This is a genomic window from Psychrobacter sp. CoH-33_TS_01, assembly GCF_058189395.1.
This window is the reverse complement of sequence record NZ_JBVGQI010000010.1, coordinates 88,723-105,707: the sequence shown is the minus strand read 5'-3', so window position 1 is coordinate 105,707 and position 16,985 is coordinate 88,723. Positions and strand designations below refer to the sequence as shown.

16 protein-coding genes are annotated in these 16,985 nt (G+C 46.9%); 12 read left to right on the top strand and 4 right to left on the bottom strand.

The annotated features are described in order from the left end of the window. Window positions 1-195 precede the first annotated feature (195 nt). Window positions 196-1,185 (bottom strand): polyprenyl synthetase family protein, encoded by a 990-nt coding sequence (locus tag ACZ2XM_RS13660; RefSeq protein WP_490589604.1) that lies wholly within the window; start codon window positions 1,183-1,185, stop codon window positions 196-198. Between the two features lie 754 nt (window positions 1,186-1,939). Between ACZ2XM_RS13660 and fadB the strand changes: the two genes are divergently transcribed. From fadB to ACZ2XM_RS13625, 7 genes are all read left to right on the top strand, one after another. After that, window positions 1,940-4,099 (top strand): fatty acid oxidation complex subunit alpha FadB, encoded by a 2,160-nt coding sequence (fadB, locus tag ACZ2XM_RS13655; RefSeq protein WP_490589605.1) that lies wholly within the window; start codon window positions 1,940-1,942, stop codon window positions 4,097-4,099. Window positions 4,100-4,141: 42 nt separating this feature from the next. Continuing rightward, the gene (gene fadA / locus ACZ2XM_RS13650) at window positions 4,142-5,314 is read left to right on the top strand and encodes an acetyl-CoA C-acyltransferase FadA (protein ID WP_490589606.1); all 1,173 of its coding nucleotides are present in this window, start codon (window positions 4,142-4,144) and stop codon (window positions 5,312-5,314) included. Between the two features lie 197 nt (window positions 5,315-5,511). Next, window positions 5,512-5,925, top strand: coding sequence for a hypothetical protein (locus tag ACZ2XM_RS13645; protein WP_490589607.1), 414 nt, complete (start codon window positions 5,512-5,514; stop codon window positions 5,923-5,925). A 332-nt stretch (window positions 5,926-6,257) separates the two neighbouring features. Beyond that, complete coding sequence (locus tag ACZ2XM_RS13640; RefSeq protein ID WP_490589608.1) at window positions 6,258-6,833, top strand: isochorismatase family protein; 576 nt, start codon at window positions 6,258-6,260, stop codon at window positions 6,831-6,833. A gap of 134 nt (window positions 6,834-6,967) precedes the next feature. Further along, complete coding sequence (locus ACZ2XM_RS13635; RefSeq protein WP_490589609.1) at window positions 6,968-7,612, top strand: HD domain-containing protein; 645 nt, start codon at window positions 6,968-6,970, stop codon at window positions 7,610-7,612. 88 nt (window positions 7,613-7,700) lie between these two features. Then, a complete protein-coding gene (locus ACZ2XM_RS13630) occupies window positions 7,701-8,036 on the top strand; it encodes a hypothetical protein (RefSeq protein WP_490589610.1) in 336 nt (111 codons plus the stop codon). A gap of 209 nt (window positions 8,037-8,245) precedes the next feature. Further along, on the top strand, window positions 8,246-8,854 hold the full coding sequence (locus tag ACZ2XM_RS13625; RefSeq protein ID WP_490589611.1) for a DUF1287 domain-containing protein: 609 nt from the start codon (window positions 8,246-8,248) through the stop codon (window positions 8,852-8,854). Between the two features lie 136 nt (window positions 8,855-8,990). Here the strand turns inward: ACZ2XM_RS13625 and asd are convergent, their stop codons facing one another. Further along, window positions 8,991-9,887, bottom strand: a complete 897-nt coding sequence (asd, locus tag ACZ2XM_RS13620; protein ID WP_490589612.1) for an archaetidylserine decarboxylase — start codon at window positions 9,885-9,887, stop codon at window positions 8,991-8,993. A gap of 273 nt (window positions 9,888-10,160) precedes the next feature. On the opposite strand from asd, the gene dtd reads away from it, so the two are divergent. The 4 genes from dtd to ACZ2XM_RS13600 all read left to right on the top strand — a co-directional run bounded on the left by dtd (window position 10,161) and on the right by ACZ2XM_RS13600 (window position 14,191). After that, the gene (gene dtd, locus ACZ2XM_RS13615) at window positions 10,161-10,601 is read left to right on the top strand and encodes a D-aminoacyl-tRNA deacylase (RefSeq protein ID WP_490589613.1); all 441 of its coding nucleotides are present in this window, start codon (window positions 10,161-10,163) and stop codon (window positions 10,599-10,601) included. 315 nt (window positions 10,602-10,916) lie between these two features. Continuing rightward, the gene (gene phoB / locus ACZ2XM_RS13610; RefSeq protein WP_490589614.1) at window positions 10,917-11,618 is read left to right on the top strand and encodes a phosphate regulon transcriptional regulator PhoB; all 702 of its coding nucleotides are present in this window, start codon (window positions 10,917-10,919) and stop codon (window positions 11,616-11,618) included. A 133-nt stretch (window positions 11,619-11,751) separates the two neighbouring features. After that, window positions 11,752-13,146 (top strand): phosphate regulon sensor histidine kinase PhoR, encoded by a 1,395-nt coding sequence (gene phoR / locus ACZ2XM_RS13605; protein WP_490589615.1) that lies wholly within the window; start codon window positions 11,752-11,754, stop codon window positions 13,144-13,146. After that, entirely contained in the window at window positions 13,136-14,191 is a 1,056-nt protein-coding gene (locus ACZ2XM_RS13600) for a hypothetical protein (protein WP_490589616.1), read from the top strand. Before phoR ends, ACZ2XM_RS13600 begins: the two co-directional genes overlap by 11 nt. A gap of 51 nt (window positions 14,192-14,242) precedes the next feature. Here ACZ2XM_RS13600 and ACZ2XM_RS13595 read toward each other — a convergent pair whose 3' ends face one another. Further along, window positions 14,243-14,788 (bottom strand): M23 family metallopeptidase, encoded by a 546-nt coding sequence (locus ACZ2XM_RS13595; protein ID WP_490589658.1) that lies wholly within the window; start codon window positions 14,786-14,788, stop codon window positions 14,243-14,245. Between the two features lie 500 nt (window positions 14,789-15,288). Here ACZ2XM_RS13595 and ACZ2XM_RS13590 point away from each other — a divergent pair, with 500 nt between their 5' ends. Continuing rightward, entirely contained in the window at window positions 15,289-15,993 is a 705-nt protein-coding gene (locus ACZ2XM_RS13590) for a 3'-5' exonuclease (protein ID WP_490589617.1), read from the top strand. Between the two features lie 64 nt (window positions 15,994-16,057). Here the strand turns inward: ACZ2XM_RS13590 and ACZ2XM_RS13585 are convergent, their stop codons facing one another. After that, window positions 16,058-16,981, bottom strand: a complete 924-nt coding sequence (locus tag ACZ2XM_RS13585) for an alpha/beta hydrolase family protein (protein WP_490589618.1) — start codon at window positions 16,979-16,981, stop codon at window positions 16,058-16,060. Between the last annotated feature and the right edge of the window lie 4 nt (window positions 16,982-16,985).

Below are 16,985 nucleotides of genomic sequence, written 5' to 3'. Positions count from 1 at the left end.
GTCAATACCCTGATTTTATTTGAGGATTAATGTTGGTTTTTGCTAATGCTGGTGGGTTGGCTGAGTTGACCACTATAAGATGGTTTTAGCAAAGAGACCCTTGGTTAATAAACCCTTGGTGAATCAGAGCAACAAAACGTAAAAAGGTGAGCCCGATAAGCCCACCTTTTTATATGTATAGCGTTTTTGCATCGGCTATTTTTGCCGTGACCATAACCAATCAGCCAACTGCATCAGCTCATTATCTAGACCAAAAGCTTGCTCAATAGCTTGTTTGCCCGCAGCAAATAACGACTTGGCATACTCACTCGCAGAGTCCACACCCATGAGTTTCACATAAGTGGACTTGTCGAGGCGCTCATCGCTACCGGCAGTTTTGCCCAAGTCATCCGTGGTGGCGGTGACATCCAAGATATCATCCTGTACTTGGAAGGCCAGACCGATATTGGCAGCAAAGGTCTGTAGTGCCTTTAGTTCTTCAGCATTAGCTCCGGCACATAAACCGCCCATCAGGGTAGCCGCTTCAATCAGTGCGCCGGTCTTATCCCGGTGAATAGCTTCAAGGGCGGTTTGCTCAACTGGAGCGTGTTCAGCATTCATATCCAGCATTTGCCCTGCCACCATGCGCCGAGCACGGGGGGCAAAAGTTTGGTTTAGACGCATAGCTAAAGCAGCATCAATGGGCGCAAAACCTGCAATATCAGCGCTTAATACTTCAAAAGCTAATGTTTGTAGCACATCGCCTGCTAGCAAAGCCGTGGCCTCGTCAAAGGCAATATGGCAGGTGGGGCGACCACGACGCAGCTCATCATCGTCCATGCAAGGTAAGTCATCATGGATGAGCGAGTAGGCATGCAACAGCTCAACGGCTAACATAGCACGGCGGCAAGGGTCGTTGAGACAGACTTGGTTTAAAGCCGCAGCGTCCGCATCATGAACAGTTTGCCCCCGCTGTACCGTCAAAAAAGCACTGGCGGCCAATAGCGGACGTACCCGTTTACCGCTGCCACTCATGGCGTAGTCACAAGCCTCCGCTATGGGGGACGGCAGGGCAGCGTGGTGTAATAAACGAGCGGTATCTTGGTTTAATAACTCAATAATAGAGGTTTTAGAGGCGGCAAAGGCAGAAGGGGGCAAAGAGGGTGCTGCCGCAGAAGGGGCAGAGCCTAGAGAGTCTGTAGTCATAAAATTTTCAGTAATATTAGTAGTAGCAATGGGTATCCGCCCAGTCTTTAAGGAAGGTTTTGGACTTTTATAAAGGCTTTCGTATAAGAGCCTTCTGTATAAGAGCTTTTCGTACATCGCCAGTCGCATTAAATTACGGACAACAGCAGCGCCGACCTTACTCTAGAACGGCTATCCTAATCGCTCCTTCAGTAGCTAAATCATGCCACTAACGGCCATTAAGGATTATTATAATAAGTATAACAATATTCCTCGGATAGGTGGTGTAGCATGTGTATTGAGTCCGCAATTATGAGACGACTCAAGCAACCGATTACAGCCCGTTGTTGCAAAATAAAAAATCGAGCTTAGTGTTAAATTTTGATTTACCTAGCGTTATTATTCCTGACTTAAATCGGCTGTTGTTAATTATGACTTATAAGTCAGAGGGAACGCTGTGACAGATGGGGGGCAAATCCCCTACACTAAGCTCTGAAAGCCAACGCGCTATTGCGACAGTCTCAGCGCTATTGTATAGCTATAAGCATTCTTATTAATAATCACCGTTTACCTCTACTACAAGACCGCAGTAGGATGAGTACGTTTGGCTCTTTGCATACGTCTCATTAAAGACTTACGACTGTAGCAGCACGCAACGCTTAATGTAAATTCGGCGCTGGCGTGTATTTAAGCATTCGCTGCAAAAGCGCACAGTCATTTCAAGTCACTGATAATTCTACTTGCACAATAACCCTAAAATAACTAGGAGCTACGAATGGTTTATCAAGGCAACCGCATCTCGGTGTCCATGCTAGATGATGGCATCGCAAACATGCAATTCAACGCAGAAAATGAGAGCGTCAACAAGTTTGATGCCGAAACTAATAAACAATTTGGCGAAGCCGTTAGCGCACTAGAACAAGCGAGCGACGTAAAAGGCCTAATCGTGACTTCAGGCAAAGGCGTGTTTATCGCTGGTGCTGATATCACTGAATTCGTCGGTTATTTCCGCAAAGAAGCGTCAGAGATTGAAAGCTGGATTTTAGAAATCAATGCTATCTTCAACCGTTTTGAAGACCTACCATTTCCGAAAGTTGCCGCTATCAATGGCGCAGCGTTAGGCGGTGGTTGTGAGATGACTTTGGTTTGTGAATACCGCGTCATGAGCGACAAAGCACAAATCGGCCTACCAGAAACCCAGCTAGGGATTTTCCCAGGCTTCGGTGGTACTGTGCGTACGACTCGCGTAATCGGCGTAGACAATGCTATCGAATTAATCGCTACGGCTAAAGCACAAAAACCTGCTGACGCTATTAAAGTTGGTTTGGTTGACGCGGTAGTAGCAGCTGATGACCTGCAGAATGCTGCCATTGATTTGGTTAAGAAATGCATCGCAGGCGAGCTAGATTGGCAAGCTAAGCGTGAAGAGAAACTACAGCCGGTCAAGCTAAATCAGCTTGAGCAAGCTATGGCAATCAGCAGTGCTAAAGGCGCTATCTTCGCGAAAGCCAACCCTAAGCAGTACCCAGCACCCGCTATCGCAATCGAAGCTATCGAAAAGCATATCAACTTGACGCGTGATGAAGCGATTAAAGTTGAAGCAGCTGGTTTTGTGAAAGCAGCGAAAACCCCACAAGCGGCGAGCATGGTTGGTCTATTCTTAAACGACCAAGCTGTGAAGAAACTGGCTAAGCAACACAGTAAGCTGGCGCATGATATCGACGAAGCTGCTGTATTGGGCGCAGGCATCATGGGTGGCGGTATCGCTTACCAAGCGGCCTCAAAAGGTCTGCCTATCATCATGAAAGACATCAAGGCTGAGCAATTAGACTTGGGTATGGGCGAAGCCAGCAAAATCTTGAGCAAAATGGTTGGCCAAGGCCGTATGACCCCAGCGAAGATGGGCGAGACGCTAAGCCGTATCCGTCCTACTTTGAACTATGGTGACTTTGCTGAAACCGATATCGTTATCGAAGCGGTTGTAGAAAATCCAAAAGTTAAGCATGCGGTCCTAAAAGAAGTGGAAGGTCTAGTGAAAAAAGACGCCATCTTAGCGTCAAACACTTCTACGATTTCTATCACGTATCTGGCTGAAGTGCTTGAGCGTCCAGAAAACTTCGTAGGTATGCATTTCTTTAACCCAGTACACCGTATGCCATTGGTTGAAGTTATCCGTGGTGAGAAGTCTTCAGAAGAAGCCATTGCTACCACTGTGGCTCTAGCGTCTAAAATGGGCAAAGTACCTGTTGTGGTGAATGATTGCCCAGGCTTCTTGGTCAACCGCGTCTTATTCCCTTACTTTGGCGCATTCGACTTGCTGCTAAAACAAGGCGCAGACTTCGTCCATGTGGATAAAGTCATGCAGAAGTTCGGCTGGCCAATGGGTCCTGCTTATCTGATCGACGTGGTCGGTTTGGATACCGGTGTCCACGGCGCTGAAGTGATGGCAGAAGGCTTCCCAGATCGCATGAAGCCAGACTATAAAGGCGCTATCAAGCATCTATTTGAAAACAATCGCTTAGGTCAGAAAAACGGCGTTGGCTTTTATAAATACGAGACCGATAAGCGCGGCAAGCCACAAAAAACGGCTGACGAAGCGACTTATGAGCTATTAAAAGCGACCACTGATGGCGACACGCAAACTTTCGAAGATCAAGTAATCATCGATCGTATGATGCTAGCTTTCTGCAACGAGACCGTTCGTTGCCTAGAAGACAACATCGTCGCGACGCCAGCAGAAGCCGATATGGCTATGATTATGGGCGTAGGCTTCCCACCATTCCGTGGTGGCCCATGCCGTTACATCGATCAGCTCGGTCTGGACAACTACTTAGCCCTATGTGAGCAGTACGCTCATCTTGGCAAAGCCTATGAAGCGCCACAGAAAATTCGTGACATGGCCGCCGCTGGTGAGACCTTCTACCCAACCGCCTAATAACGATGCCTATAGTTATAAAAAATTTGAAAGGAGCTTTAAATGACAACTTTAAGTCCAAATGACGTAGTCATCGTAGATGGCGTTCGTACCGCGATGGGTAAATCTAAAAACGGCATGTTCCGCCACGTGCGCGCTGACAGCATGTCTGCTGAACTGGTCCGTGCGTTGGTTAAGCGTAATGACTTTGATCCTAATGACGTCGAAGACATCATCTGGGGTTGTGTCAACCAGACTCTAGAGCAAGGCATGAACATCGGCCGTAACATCGGTCTATTGGCTGATATCCCTAAGACTGCGGGCGGCCAGACTGTCAACCGTCTGTGTGGCTCTTCTATGCAAGCGCTACATACGGCCGCTGCGCAAATCATGACCGGCCAAGGTGATACTTTCATCATCGGCGGGGTTGAGCACATGGGTCACGTAGGCATGATGCACGGTATCGATCTGAACCCTGCGGCTTCTAAGCACTATGCCAAAGCCTCAAACATGATGGGCCTAACTGCAGAGATGCTAGGCCGCATGAATGGCATCACTCGTGAGCAGCAAGATGCTTTCGGTCTTGAGTCACATCGCCGTGCTTGGGAAGCGACGCAAGCGGGTCGTTTTGACAATGAAATCGTCGGTATCGAAGGCCATGACGAAAACGGTCACTTGCAGCTATGCACGGTCGATGAAGTGATTCGTCCAGACGGTACTATGGAGCAAATGGCGAAGCTACGTCCTGCCTTTGACCCTGCCAATGGTACGGTAACTGCGGCGACCTCATCTGCCTTGTCAGATGGTGCTTCAGCTATGCTAGTGATGAGCGCGCAAAAAGCCAAAGATCTAGGTCTAAAGCCACGTGCTCGTATTCGCAGCATGGCTATTGCCGGTTGTGACGCGGCTATCATGGGTTACGGTCCTGTACCAGCCTCTCATAAAGCGCTTAAGCGTGCTGGTCTCACTATCGATGACATGCAAACTATTGAGCTGAACGAAGCCTTTGGTGCGCAGAGTTTAGCGGTATTGAAATCATTGAACTTGTTAGAGAAACAAGATATCGTCAACGTCAATGGCGGCGCTATCGCTCTAGGTCACCCACTCGGCTGTTCAGGTGCCCGTATCACGGTCACGCTATTGAACGCGATGGAGCAAAAAGACACTGAAATTGGTCTAGCGACTATGTGTATCGGTCTGGGCCAAGGTATTGCTACCATTATTGAGCGTGTTTAGCCTGTATTGAGCCTGTGTAGCTTTAACTAGCACAGGCACTAGGGTACGCCCTAGCGCTCAATATTAAGGTGTAAATTAATGCCACAAAAAACGCCCCTAGCTTAACGTTAGGGGCGTTTTTTATTGTTAGAATAAAGGGATTAGAGAGTGAAGAACAAGACACTGACCTTTACCCTGACAGTAAAAGGATAATCCTGATGACCGCACCAACTGCTAATAAGAATAACAGCATCACTTCTCCCAAAACTGCCGCCAAGCTGGCCCTAATAGCCCTTATCGGTGCTGGCGCAACGTGGTTTGCTACCCAAAAAAATCTAGCGGAGGTGCTTGCGCCCAATGCTAATGTGGATAGCTTACGACCGCAACTAATGCATGGGCGAGTGATTAAAACCCTAGAGCAATTTAGCTTTAGCAGTGCCGAGGGCGGTCAGTACCATATTTCTGATCCCAATAACCTGCTTGATAGTATCGCCAAGCAGCGCGGTATTGAAACCCAGCTATATGAGCTGCCTGAGGTCACTATTAAAGGGGTGGTTAGTAAAGTGGGTAACTATGGCCATATGGGCCGCTTTGAGCGACAAATTATCGTCACAGGTCTCGGAAAAGCTTAAGGTAGGTCTCGATAAAGCTTAAAGTATTATGAATTTGCCAAGTCAGCTGCAAGTCAGCTTTTAGGTAAGTTGTCTCTATTGTATCTACAGGGCAGCCTTAGCTTTGTCCTAGCGTTTAATTGCTGATCCTCATTGACCCCATCAGCAAAGTATGACTAAATGAGAGGGGCATTAGCTTTAATTTTTATTGGTATTTCATCAGGATGATGAGACCGATAAGCTAAAATCCTAATTAATAATTCTAATTATTAAAAGAGCTCTATTAGCCACTAGTCATATAAATACCGTCTTTATAAATTAAGTTGAATAACAACCGACACAAGGAGTGTGTTATGTCTACGATTACCACCGATAAAACCTATCGAATCATGCGTGAAAACTGCCAAGCCATGATTATCGATGTCCAAGAAAAGCTCACCCCACATATTTATCGTAATAAAAAAATATTAAGCAAAATCCTAGTATTAATCGAAGGGCTGCAAGCGCTCGATGTGCCCATTATGCTCAATGAGCAGTATAAAAAAGGGCTAGGCGAGACCCTGCCTGAAATTATGGCCGTATTGGACACTAGTAAAGCTAAGACGATAGAAAAAGTCACCTTTAGTGCCTGCGATAATGATGATACGTGGAACCATTTAGCGCAGCAAAACCGCAATGCTGTGTTGTTATTTGGGGTAGAGACCCACGTTTGCGTAATGCAGACTGCGTTGGATTTACTGGATAATGGTATGGAGCCTATTATTATTGCCGATGCGACGGGCTCGCGTAATGCTTATGACCGTCGCCAAGCGATTCGCCGGATGCGTAGAGCAGGGGCCGTTATCACCACGACCGAAGCGATTCTTTTTGAGCTATGCCGCTCAAGCAAAGACCCTGCCTTTAAGACCATTAGTAATTTAATCAAATAAAGGTTTAACGGCAGGGCTTGTGTTAAGACGTGAGTTGCTATTAATTTAATAAGTTGTCCTTATTTCAATAAGTCGTCCCCAATTCAATAAGCTGTCCTTAATGTTAGGGCAGCCCAACCCAAAAAGTGAGCGCTATGACTTCTCCAAACCAGCCATCATCATCTGAGCCAGCCTTAGCATCAGACATAAACCAGCATAAGCATGATATAGAGGATATTAGCCATTTTTTATTAGAGCTAGACGCCTTAAAGCATGTAGAGCGGCGCAATTATGTGACTGGTGGCGCGCGTAGGGAAAACTCTGCGGAGCACTCCTGGCATTTAGCCATGGCTTGTTGGTCGATAGCGGAGTATTTTAAGTTGCCGCTGAATCATGAGCAGCTATTAAAGATGGCCTTGATTCACGATTTGGGCGAGATTGATGCCGGAGACACCTATCTGTATGACACGCAACGCAATGATGCGCATCATGCAGAACGAGACGGTATTGTGCGTTTACAAAACGAACGCGGCAACGGTATTGGTAACCTCACTGAGCTGTGGGAGGAGCAAGAGACCGGCGCTAGTGCAGAGACCCAGCTGATTAAAGCGGTTGATCGCCTGCTGCCATTTTTATTAAATTTAAAAACAGACGGCGGTATGTGGCAAGCGCACCAAGTGACTCGCAGCCAAGTGGTGGCCACGCAAGCCTTTATTGCTAAGAGCTTCCCTGAGATGCATCATTGGTTAGCTAAGCAAGTGGCTTATGCTACTGAGCAAGGCTGGCTAATTGACAGTTAGTTTAAGGCGCTAAGCCCTTATTAACTATGGTTCATGCGCAAATTGCTATTTAACTGAATTTTAACTTGCCTCGTTATGGACACCTGCCATGAAGAAGCACACCGTTATTAGTCTGCAAGTAGGATGCTCTCTACTGCTAGCCTTGATAGCGGCGATTGCCTATGCCTGGCATTTGGGGATACTGGATACATTTGCTTATATGTATGAGAGCTTTGGCACTAAAGAGTCGCTATGGTTCCGTATCGTATTGCCCTACGCGCCCCATATTTGGCTGATAGCGCTAGTAGATGGTGTCTTGCTTGCTTATGTCCTAGGGCGTAAAAGAGCGCATTATTTATGGACATTATTGGGGTTTTTTACCGTTCAGCTCCTCATATTGCTAGCCGTCATGTATAGCTCGCAAGCGTATAGCAGTTTTGTATAATGCCAGATGGGTTGGGGTAGCGTGATTACCTAAGGCACAGACTCAATAAAAAAGTCTTGCAATCCCGCCATCCTTCGCAAAATGCGGCCTAACAAAGTGCTATCCGATGACTAATAATGAGGGATGAAGTATTGAACCGTCAGCACAACGCTCACTTAATTAAAAGTCGCTTAACTACCGTCCAGGATACTCAAGTCGAGGGGCAGGCTATGACTATAGTGAAGTCTATTGCAGCTAAAATAAGCATGGTGCTGTTGGGCTTAGTGATGACCAGCAGTATAGCGCTGGCGAGTCATAGTGCGTTGACCAGTAATGGGAGCAAACTGGCTCGCGATGCTAAAAAACAGATTGGCGTCACCACCAGTTACGACCCTACTTACCGTAAGATAGACTTTCCGCGTGGTGATGTGCCTATTGAATCAGGGGTGTGTACCGATGTGGTGATTCGCGCTTATCGTTTGCAGAATATTGACCTGCAGCAATTGGTGAATCACGATATGAAAAAGAACTGGGGCAAGTATCCCAAGATTTGGGGGTTAACCCAACCCGATAAAAATATCGATCATCGCCGTGTGCCCAATTTAGAAGTGTTTTTTGCCGAGCATGGAGAGAGCTTATCCAAGACCGATATTGAGAGCTTTAAAGCGGGAGACATCGTCACGTGGCGCTTGCCCAAGAGCAATTTACCTCATATGGGTATTGTCTCGAACAAGAGGACGGCTGAGGGAACGCCGTTGATTGTCCATAACATTGGCCGCGGTACCCAGCAAGAAAATATTCTTTTTGCTTTCCCTATCAAAGGTCACTATCGGTACTAATAACAGCCAGTACTAATAACAGCGTTTCGAAAGAAATTTAGTCAGCAAAAAGCCCTAAAGTAAAGCCGCTTCCTCTTATTGGAAAACGCTAAACTTTAGGGCTTTTTTAATGGGGTATAACGAGGCTTAGCGGGTATTATTTCGCGTTAGTTTTGCCCAATAGCTGACCCATTTGTACGGTGGTGTTGTGGTCCAAACCCGCTTGCCATTCAGTACCCGCTGCTTTTGGCAACAGGACAATCGCGGTCGAACCGAGGTAAAAACGGCCCAACTCATCGCCTTTATTCAAAGTCATATCATGCTCTTGCACCTGAATGCTGTCTGTACGCTGCAGCTTACCCGTAGCTACGGTCTCGATACCAGCAACAATCATCGCGCCGACCATAACCACAGACGCCATGCCAAAGTCAGTCTCGAACATACACACCAAACGCTCATTACGCGCGAATAAATCTGGGACACCCGCCGCCGTGGTATTATTTACGGAGAATAATGAGCCCGGCACATAGCGGGTCTTCACCAAACGCCCTGTGAAAGGCATATGGACGCGGTGATAATTACTCGGCGCTAGATAAACTGTAGCAAAGCTGCCATCCGCAAAGTAGTGACCATCATCACTATCGGCCAATAGGTGACCGGCCGTATAATAGGTGCCTTTGGCTTGCAATAGTTTGTCTTGCTCAATCTGGCCTATTTGCGAGATGCTACCATCGGCTGGCGAGACGATACCCTGCTCCGTAGCATCAATAGGGCGAGCCTCTTCCGCTAATTCACGGGTAAAAAAGTCGTTAAAACTTTCGTAGGCATTAAAGCTCTTGCGCTCGTACTCATCTAAAGTAATGCCATAAGCTTTAGCGAAAGTACGCACAAAGGCTTTTTTGACTAAAGGATGGCGACTGGCGGCAAAACGGCCAGCGACTTGGCTCAGGCGTTGCTGCGGTACCAAATGCTGGGCCGCAGTAAAAAGCTTGTCTTTACTCAATGGGTTATGGTTCAAAGTGTTTTTAAGCTGATCTTTTAAAGAGTTTTTCATGGTCATCACAGAGCGCTAATAGGCATTAGAATGAGAGTTAACAAATACTTGTGCTAGTTTATCATGATTCAAATATTAGCTGCGTTGAATTCTAGTTGCTACGCAATGATGGTATTAACTAACAGGCGCTAGTTGACCATAGCAAACCGGCTGAGGATAAAGTGGAGCGGGGATTTGCGGTCCGACTTAGCGCTAAATCCAACGGGCTATAAGTATTTATTTTACTATTTGTAATGGGTATTAATCATTAAAAGCAACGGATAAGGACTAATAATGAAAGCAGTCATTCAACGGGTTAGCCACGCCAGCGTGCAAGTTAATGGGCAAACTATTGGCGCTATCGAGCAAGGGATTTTGGCGTATATTGGCTTGGGTCACGACGACGATATTAAAATAGCGCACAGAATGATTGATAAAATTCTGACTTATCGACTTTTTGAAAATGCAGCCGGTAAGTTGGATAAAAATGTGCAAGAAATGGACGGTGGGTTGCTACTAGTATCGCAATTTACCTTGCAAGCGAAAACCGATAAAGGCCGTCGCCCTGATTTTGGCCCAGCTATGACACCAGAAGCTGCGCAAGCTTTGTTTGCTGAACTCAGTGCTTATGCTAGTGCGACTTACCCTAAAGTGGCCTTTGGTCAATTTGGAGCAAATATGCAAGTCCTAGCCAATAATGATGGCCCTATCAATTTCATTTTAGAGGTGAATTGAAGTTAGCAATAAACTGAGTTTAGAGAAGAGTGAATGGTCAGCAGTCATTGAGCTTTAGCAATATATTAGGGGCAATATTAGCCGTAAGGAAAGACAAATACCTGTTTATACTACAAATATCCCTATTTAAAAGAATAAAACCAACTTCTGTCCTACTTTGTCATAATGCTGTCATATTGGTAGGTTGTAATATAACCGTCATATTTCTGCCGAGTCGGGCAGCGATTCGCCGTCATGAGCCCGTAGTTACAGGCTAGGGTTATGGGCTTAATCATCAATAATAGTAGCAGCACATAATAATATTAAGGGTAGGGTATGAATAACGAAACGATTTTGGTCGTAGAAGATGAGCCAGCGATTCGCGAAATGATTATGACCACGCTAGAGATGGCAGGGTTTGACTGTGTGCAAGCGGAAGACGTGTCAGGCGCCCATCGACAAGTGGTCGACCATCGCCCTGCCTTAATTTTACTCGATTGGATGTTGCCCAATGGTCAGTCGGGGATTGATTTTTGCCGGATGCTTAAAAAAGACGAGTTGCTCTCTGAGATTCCGGTCATCATGCTCACCGCCAAAGGGGAAGAGGACAATAAAGTCCAAGGTCTCGATGCTGGCGCGGATGACTATATCACCAAGCCTTTCTCTACCCGTGAGCTCATCTCGCGAATCAAAGCGGTGTTGCGTCGCAGCAGCGCCCTGTCAGGGGATAAACCCATTGAAGCAGAAGGCCTCAGTCTCGATCCGGTCAGTCAGCGGGTGTCAGCCGATGGCAATCCAGTAGATATTGGCCCAACCGAATATCGCCTATTGGCTTTCTTTATGAGTCATCCTGAACGCGCCTATACCCGTACGCAACTGCTAGATCAAGTTTGGGGTGGCAACGTCTATGTTGAAGACCGCACCATCGATGTGCACATTCGCCGGTTGCGCAAAGTGTTAGAGCCATATAACTATGCGGTCTTTATCCAAACTGTGCGTGGCACGGGCTATCGTTTTTCTACACAGATTAGCGGCTGACCTGTAGCTTATGTTATTGCGTGCTGCCTTTTCTTGTGCGCTGCTTTACTTTTAATACCGCAATTTTAATAGCCTGATCTAAGGGTTATGCGCCTGCAGTGGTGAACCATCAGCCACCCTAAGTTGGATTATCATGAGTCAGCCGACCGCTTCGCAAAAATACGCCCTATTTTGGGCAGACTTTCGCTGGTTGCTATTTTGGATGGCGCTGGGCGCCTTGGTAGGGTGGTACTATCACGCCATCACTTGGGGCATCATTGCTGCGCTAGTGCTATTTCATTTATTACGCCTCTATGCCTTGCAGCGCTTTAGCCAGTGGGTCAGATCGCCTATCCAAACGCCGCCACCTGAGATGTCAGGGGGCTTAACGTTTGTGGCGACCCAACTATATCAAAGCCGCAGCAAAGAGCAAATCACCCAGCAAAAGATGATGGGCTTGGTCAAAAAGATTCGCAGCTCGCTATTGGCATTACAGGATGCGGTTATCTTGTTGGACGCGGATGACCGCCTAGAGTGGTGGAACCAAGCTGCCGAAAAAATGTTAGAGCTGCGCTCCGAGGATCAGGGCAATAGCATCTTTAACCTAATACCTCTCGAAGAGTTTCGCGAGTATTATGAAAATGCTGCTGCGCCCAATGATGGTATCCGTCTTAACTCATGGAAGGATGCGGCGCGCTACGTGCAATGCGAAGTGACCCATTTTGGTGATGAAAAACTCTTGCTTATCTATGATGTCACCCGCTTGCAACACCTAGAGCAGATGCGCAAAGATTTCGTGGCCAATGTCTCGCATGAATTACGTACCCCCTTAACCGTAATTATGGGCTATATTGAGACTTTTGCCGATCAGCCTGATATCGATCCAAAGTGGCAGCGCGGCTTTAGTCTAATGAGTCAGCAGACTCGGCGTATGAACAGTATTATCAATGACTTGCTAATGCTATCGCGGCTAGAGAATGAAGAAAAGCCCGAGCCAAAGTGTGTGGATATGCCCAAGCTGCTCACCCATTTATTCGATGATGCGCAAATTTATAATAGAGAGTATGGGCATCTAATCGACCTGCATTTGGACTCACAAGCCAATATTTATGGCTCCGAGATGTACTTGAACAGTGCGCTGCTGAATCTGGTCACCAATGCGATTAAGTATACGCCAAAAGGCGGCGAGATTAGTATCAGTTGGACGGCCGTCAAAGAAGGCTGTGTGTTTGCGGTCAGTGATACCGGTATCGGCATTGCGCCGGAGCATATCGAGCGTCTAACCGAACGTTTTTATCGGGTAGATAGTGGTCGTAGTCGCGGTACCGGGGGCACGGGGCTGGGTTTGGCCATCGTCAAACATGTCCTTTATCAACATGATGCCACCCTAAAGATTGAATCGAGCGAAGCGCATGGCTCCACTTTTAAAGTGTTCTTTCCTAAGGCTAGAATATGTGATGCCTGTAGCGAAGAGGGCTCCGAATGGCGTTGGGGTCAAGGGTTTATAGATAGCGAAGATGAAGATGAGGTGGATGACCATGACCAGTAAATTTAAGAGGAATCCTAATACTGCTATGACTATAGCTTTTGGCTTACTGCTATTCAGCTTAGCGTCGTCTGCCCAAGCCATTAGCTGTGAGACGCGGCTAAACCGGATTGTTTTGCCCGGCTACAATGCCGCCTATCCTAATGTAGCGAATCCCGCTATTAAAGCGACGTTAACCAATAATACCGCAGCCTCTAGTGTCATTACTATTACTAATAAAACCAACAAACTCGGCACTCTAATTATCAATAAAGCCAGTTTAACGATGACCGATTTAACCTCAGGCACTGCTAAGCCGGAGCCTTTAGATATTTACCCTGCCTATCTGCGTGATTATGTGGCCTTGTGCCTGACCCCGTCAGTAGATAGCGCTAAAAAAGAAGAGGCTTTATTAGTAAATGAGCTAATGGGCCGGCAAGCGGTACGTAAAGTCTCTAGCGCCCCGTATCAACGTTATAACTTTGGTCCGTTACTAAAAAACGTTACGAATGATAAAGCTATCGGAATTATCGGTGACGACTATAAAAGACTGATTATAAATATCGAGTCTGTTCAGCAGATGGCTGCAGGCAGTCAGCGCTATCAATTGCATGGTTATTCCAAGGTCGGGCGCAATCGTAATGACTTTGCTGGCAGGATGACGCTAGCTGATATTTATATCGCCACGCAGCCGAGCTTGGGAGTGGATGAGTCTTATAAAGGCATAGTGGATAAACAAGGGGTTGCCGTCTTTGATTATGTTTTATCCGAAGACCGGCAGCAGCCCTATAGTGGGGGTTTCGTCGGCAAGCTATATGTTAAGTGGTATACCTCAAAGCAAGATAATCAGCTGCATTTTGATGATATAGACCGCCACTCTGATGGCTATTTTAATCTAGTCTTCAACGGCGAATGGCGCAGTTATCGTGCAGGCAGCTTACCAAAACCGGCTATTTGGTCGCTGTATAATATGGCAGATATCCTAGCGCCTGATTTAAATATTGGCGCAGGCGAGTTTTATCCCAATCCTAGCTATCATAATAAAGGCTGGGCCGATTATAACTATTGATGGCGACTTTATTAAAAAGTTTCTGTCCTGCTTTGTCCCAACGGCTTAGTGCTAATTTTTGGCCAATAAAGGGTAGGGGTTGACCGCGCTGCCCTTAATATAAATCCCATAATGCACATGCGGTGGCGTGCCCTTAGCATTGCCACTGTCGCCCACATAGCCAATCACTTCTCCGGCATCGACCCAGTCGCCTTTGTGAATATCAGCAAATTCCTCAAGATGCGCATAGTAATGTCCCGCACCGCCAGGCCCCGCAATCACTACCACATTGCCCCCCAATCTATCCTGACCCACTCGCTGCACGATACCATGAGTCGTCGCGTGTATCGGCGTTCCCCGTTTTGCGAAAATATCAATGCCTTCATGGGTGCGCCCTTCACTACGGGCTCCGCCCCAGGTGTCGGTCAGATGCCGATCTATCAGCGGATTGGGGAGGCTGTTTTCCGTCGGTAAGTCCTGCTGCATCAAAGTCATATATTGCCAACTCTGGGTCGCATAGGGTTGCAACTGTTGCCGTAGGCTAGGAATCAGCTGATCTAACGCCATTAAAAATATGAGTAATATTGCTGCTTTAATCAGTAAGCCGAACAGGCGCATTAGCAATGGGCGTTGTGGGGGCTTAGGCGTTAAAGTTGATGGCTTGGCAATCAAGCTAGGTGCTTTGTGCTCAACGATGTTTTTAGGTTTAGGAGACGGGTTATCAGACATTGGCTAGGCAGTCGCTATAGGTAAAGGTAGCAAGGGAGGATCAATTTAGCATAACGGTTATAAAAGAGATGAGCATGAAAAATTGGTGAAAATAGCCAGCTCGTAAAAATAATCCCATAAGATAAAGGCTTGAGCCTAATCAACTTTAAGAGCTATAAACTTTAACTATTTACCCTAGAAAAAACCGCCGCTCGCACGCATTATAAAAGAAACTATTTATGATAAAGCGTGCTCCTCTATGCGGATTGTCCAGCTATAGTCAATCCACTCGAAATTTGACCTAGAGCCACTGATATAAGTTTGCGCCAGCCTCAGTCATATTATGACTTCTAGCCAGAAAATTTATATTAGTAGCTCATGATGTCCCCGTTTTAACTAGGATTGACTATATGACGATTCCTGAGACGCCAGCTATTACAGCCCTAGTCATCGATACTGAGACCGACCAAGGCCGCGATGCTCGGCCCATTCAAGTGGCCACTATTAATGCAGCTACCGGTTACGAGTGGATGGCTTATTTTAATAGTGGTCGACCTATCTCACCCTTTGTGACCAAAATTCATGGGATTACTGATGAAGATGTCGCGGGGCTTGATAGCTTTGAATTAGAAAAATTCGAGCTGAGCGATTATCTCATTGGCCATAATGTGCGCTTTGATTGGAAAGTTATTGGCCGACCCTCAGCGAAATTGATTTGTACTGTACGGCTGGCGCGTCTCGCTTTTCCTGAATGGCACCGCTATAGCCAGTCTAAATGTATCGAGCAGTTGCTAGGGTTAGAGGCCGCACAAGCTATGACGGTGGCAGCGCACGATGCCCTTGGTGATGCGCGGATGTGCTATCTGCTCTACCAAGCTTGCTGTGAGCGTTTGGGGATTGAGACTACGGATTTTGTCACGGCGCATAAGCTGTCTAATACCGCCAACCCTATCGCCAAAATGCCCTTTGGTAAGCATAAGGGTGAAGCAATTAAGACCTTGCCCATCGGCTACGTAAAGTGGCTGCTAGACAATGTTGGCGGCATGAAACCCTCGCTATACTCTGCGCTACAAAAACGGCTGAAGCAGGAAGAAACGGATGCTGATACTTACTAATTTTCAATAAGTGATTCTTTATTAATTAATTTAAGCCATTTCCCAGAATTACTCTTCACCCTTGTTAATCACTATGCTGCGTTAACCACGTTGTAGCCATCTCCCAGAGAGCTGGGGCTTTGCCAGCAAGTTTGCGGCTAAAATATTTCATATGACCAATCTCATTGAGCCCAAACTCTGCAGGCTCAACACGACGTTTTTCAGCCGCCATATTGGGGAAAACGCGTAGCATATCAGCGACATTTTTATCATTAGCAATATCATCATCGCTAAAGTACAACCATAGTGCTGGTGTCGTGACATCATCGTAATACTGCGTATGGATAGTTTTGCCAAAAGCCGTTTTGATATAGCCGGCACCATTACACCATTCGCGCCATTGTGCCGCCACACCACGCGGTAACGGCTCGCCCATGCCCATCTTGTCAGATGGGGTATAGCCTAGCGCTAGATTGCCTACCGGAATAAACGCATCCATAAAAAACATCGCTTTAGCGCGATAGGGCATAGTCATATTTTTAATACGACCAGACGAGCAAGCCACGTTAAATACCGAGGTCAGCGTATCATGATTGGGCATCAAGCCGATCAGCTGACCCCCGGCGCTATGACCGATTAAGTGATAGCTGGTATCAGGAAATTCGTCTTGTAAGGTCTGCAATACCGCCGGCAAATCATGGCGGCCCCAACTAATCAGGGAGGCATCACATTTGGCTAGCGGACAGGTGAGTGAGTCGCCGATGCCTTCATTATCAAAGGTGAGTACACCAAAGCCTTGCTCGGCCAAATAACTGGCGAAACTATGGTAAAACTGCTGCTTAATCCCGGTGGCGGGAGCAATCATAACGGCGGCTTTTGGCGTAGCGTTTGGTCGATAAAGCGTCGCTGCTAGTGGGCGATTGCGCTCCGTCAAAATAGTCAGCGATTCTTTGCTAAAGGGAGCAGCCGTGGTCTTGGCGGCGGTAGGTTGGTCTATAGTGTCAGTCATAGCG

Bases quoted from the DNA above. Each gene is read 5' to 3' on its own strand.
- ACZ2XM_RS13660 (WP_490589604.1), bottom strand. From the start codon at position 1,185: ATGACTACAGACTCTCTAGGCTCTGCCCCTTCTGCGGCAGCACCCTCT.
- fadB (WP_490589605.1), top strand. From the start codon at position 1,940: ATGGTTTATCAAGGCAACCGCATCTCGGTGTCCATGCTAGATGATGGC.
- fadA (WP_490589606.1), top strand. From the start codon at position 4,142: ATGACAACTTTAAGTCCAAATGACGTAGTCATCGTAGATGGCGTTCGT.
- ACZ2XM_RS13645 (WP_490589607.1), top strand. From the start codon at position 5,512: ATGACCGCACCAACTGCTAATAAGAATAACAGCATCACTTCTCCCAAA.
- ACZ2XM_RS13640 (WP_490589608.1), top strand. From the start codon at position 6,258: ATGTCTACGATTACCACCGATAAAACCTATCGAATCATGCGTGAAAAC.
- ACZ2XM_RS13635 (WP_490589609.1), top strand. From the start codon at position 6,968: ATGACTTCTCCAAACCAGCCATCATCATCTGAGCCAGCCTTAGCATCA.
- ACZ2XM_RS13630 (WP_490589610.1), top strand. From the start codon at position 7,701: ATGAAGAAGCACACCGTTATTAGTCTGCAAGTAGGATGCTCTCTACTG.
- ACZ2XM_RS13625 (WP_490589611.1), top strand. From the start codon at position 8,246: ATGACTATAGTGAAGTCTATTGCAGCTAAAATAAGCATGGTGCTGTTG.
- asd (WP_490589612.1), bottom strand. From the start codon at position 9,887: ATGAAAAACTCTTTAAAAGATCAGCTTAAAAACACTTTGAACCATAAC.
- dtd (WP_490589613.1), top strand. From the start codon at position 10,161: ATGAAAGCAGTCATTCAACGGGTTAGCCACGCCAGCGTGCAAGTTAAT.
- phoB (WP_490589614.1), top strand. From the start codon at position 10,917: ATGAATAACGAAACGATTTTGGTCGTAGAAGATGAGCCAGCGATTCGC.
- phoR (WP_490589615.1), top strand. From the start codon at position 11,752: ATGAGTCAGCCGACCGCTTCGCAAAAATACGCCCTATTTTGGGCAGAC.
- ACZ2XM_RS13600 (WP_490589616.1), top strand. From the start codon at position 13,136: ATGACCAGTAAATTTAAGAGGAATCCTAATACTGCTATGACTATAGCT.
- ACZ2XM_RS13595 (WP_490589658.1), bottom strand. From the start codon at position 14,788: ATGCGCCTGTTCGGCTTACTGATTAAAGCAGCAATATTACTCATATTT.
- ACZ2XM_RS13590 (WP_490589617.1), top strand. From the start codon at position 15,289: ATGACGATTCCTGAGACGCCAGCTATTACAGCCCTAGTCATCGATACT.
- ACZ2XM_RS13585 (WP_490589618.1), bottom strand. From the start codon at position 16,981: ATGACTGACACTATAGACCAACCTACCGCCGCCAAGACCACGGCTGCT.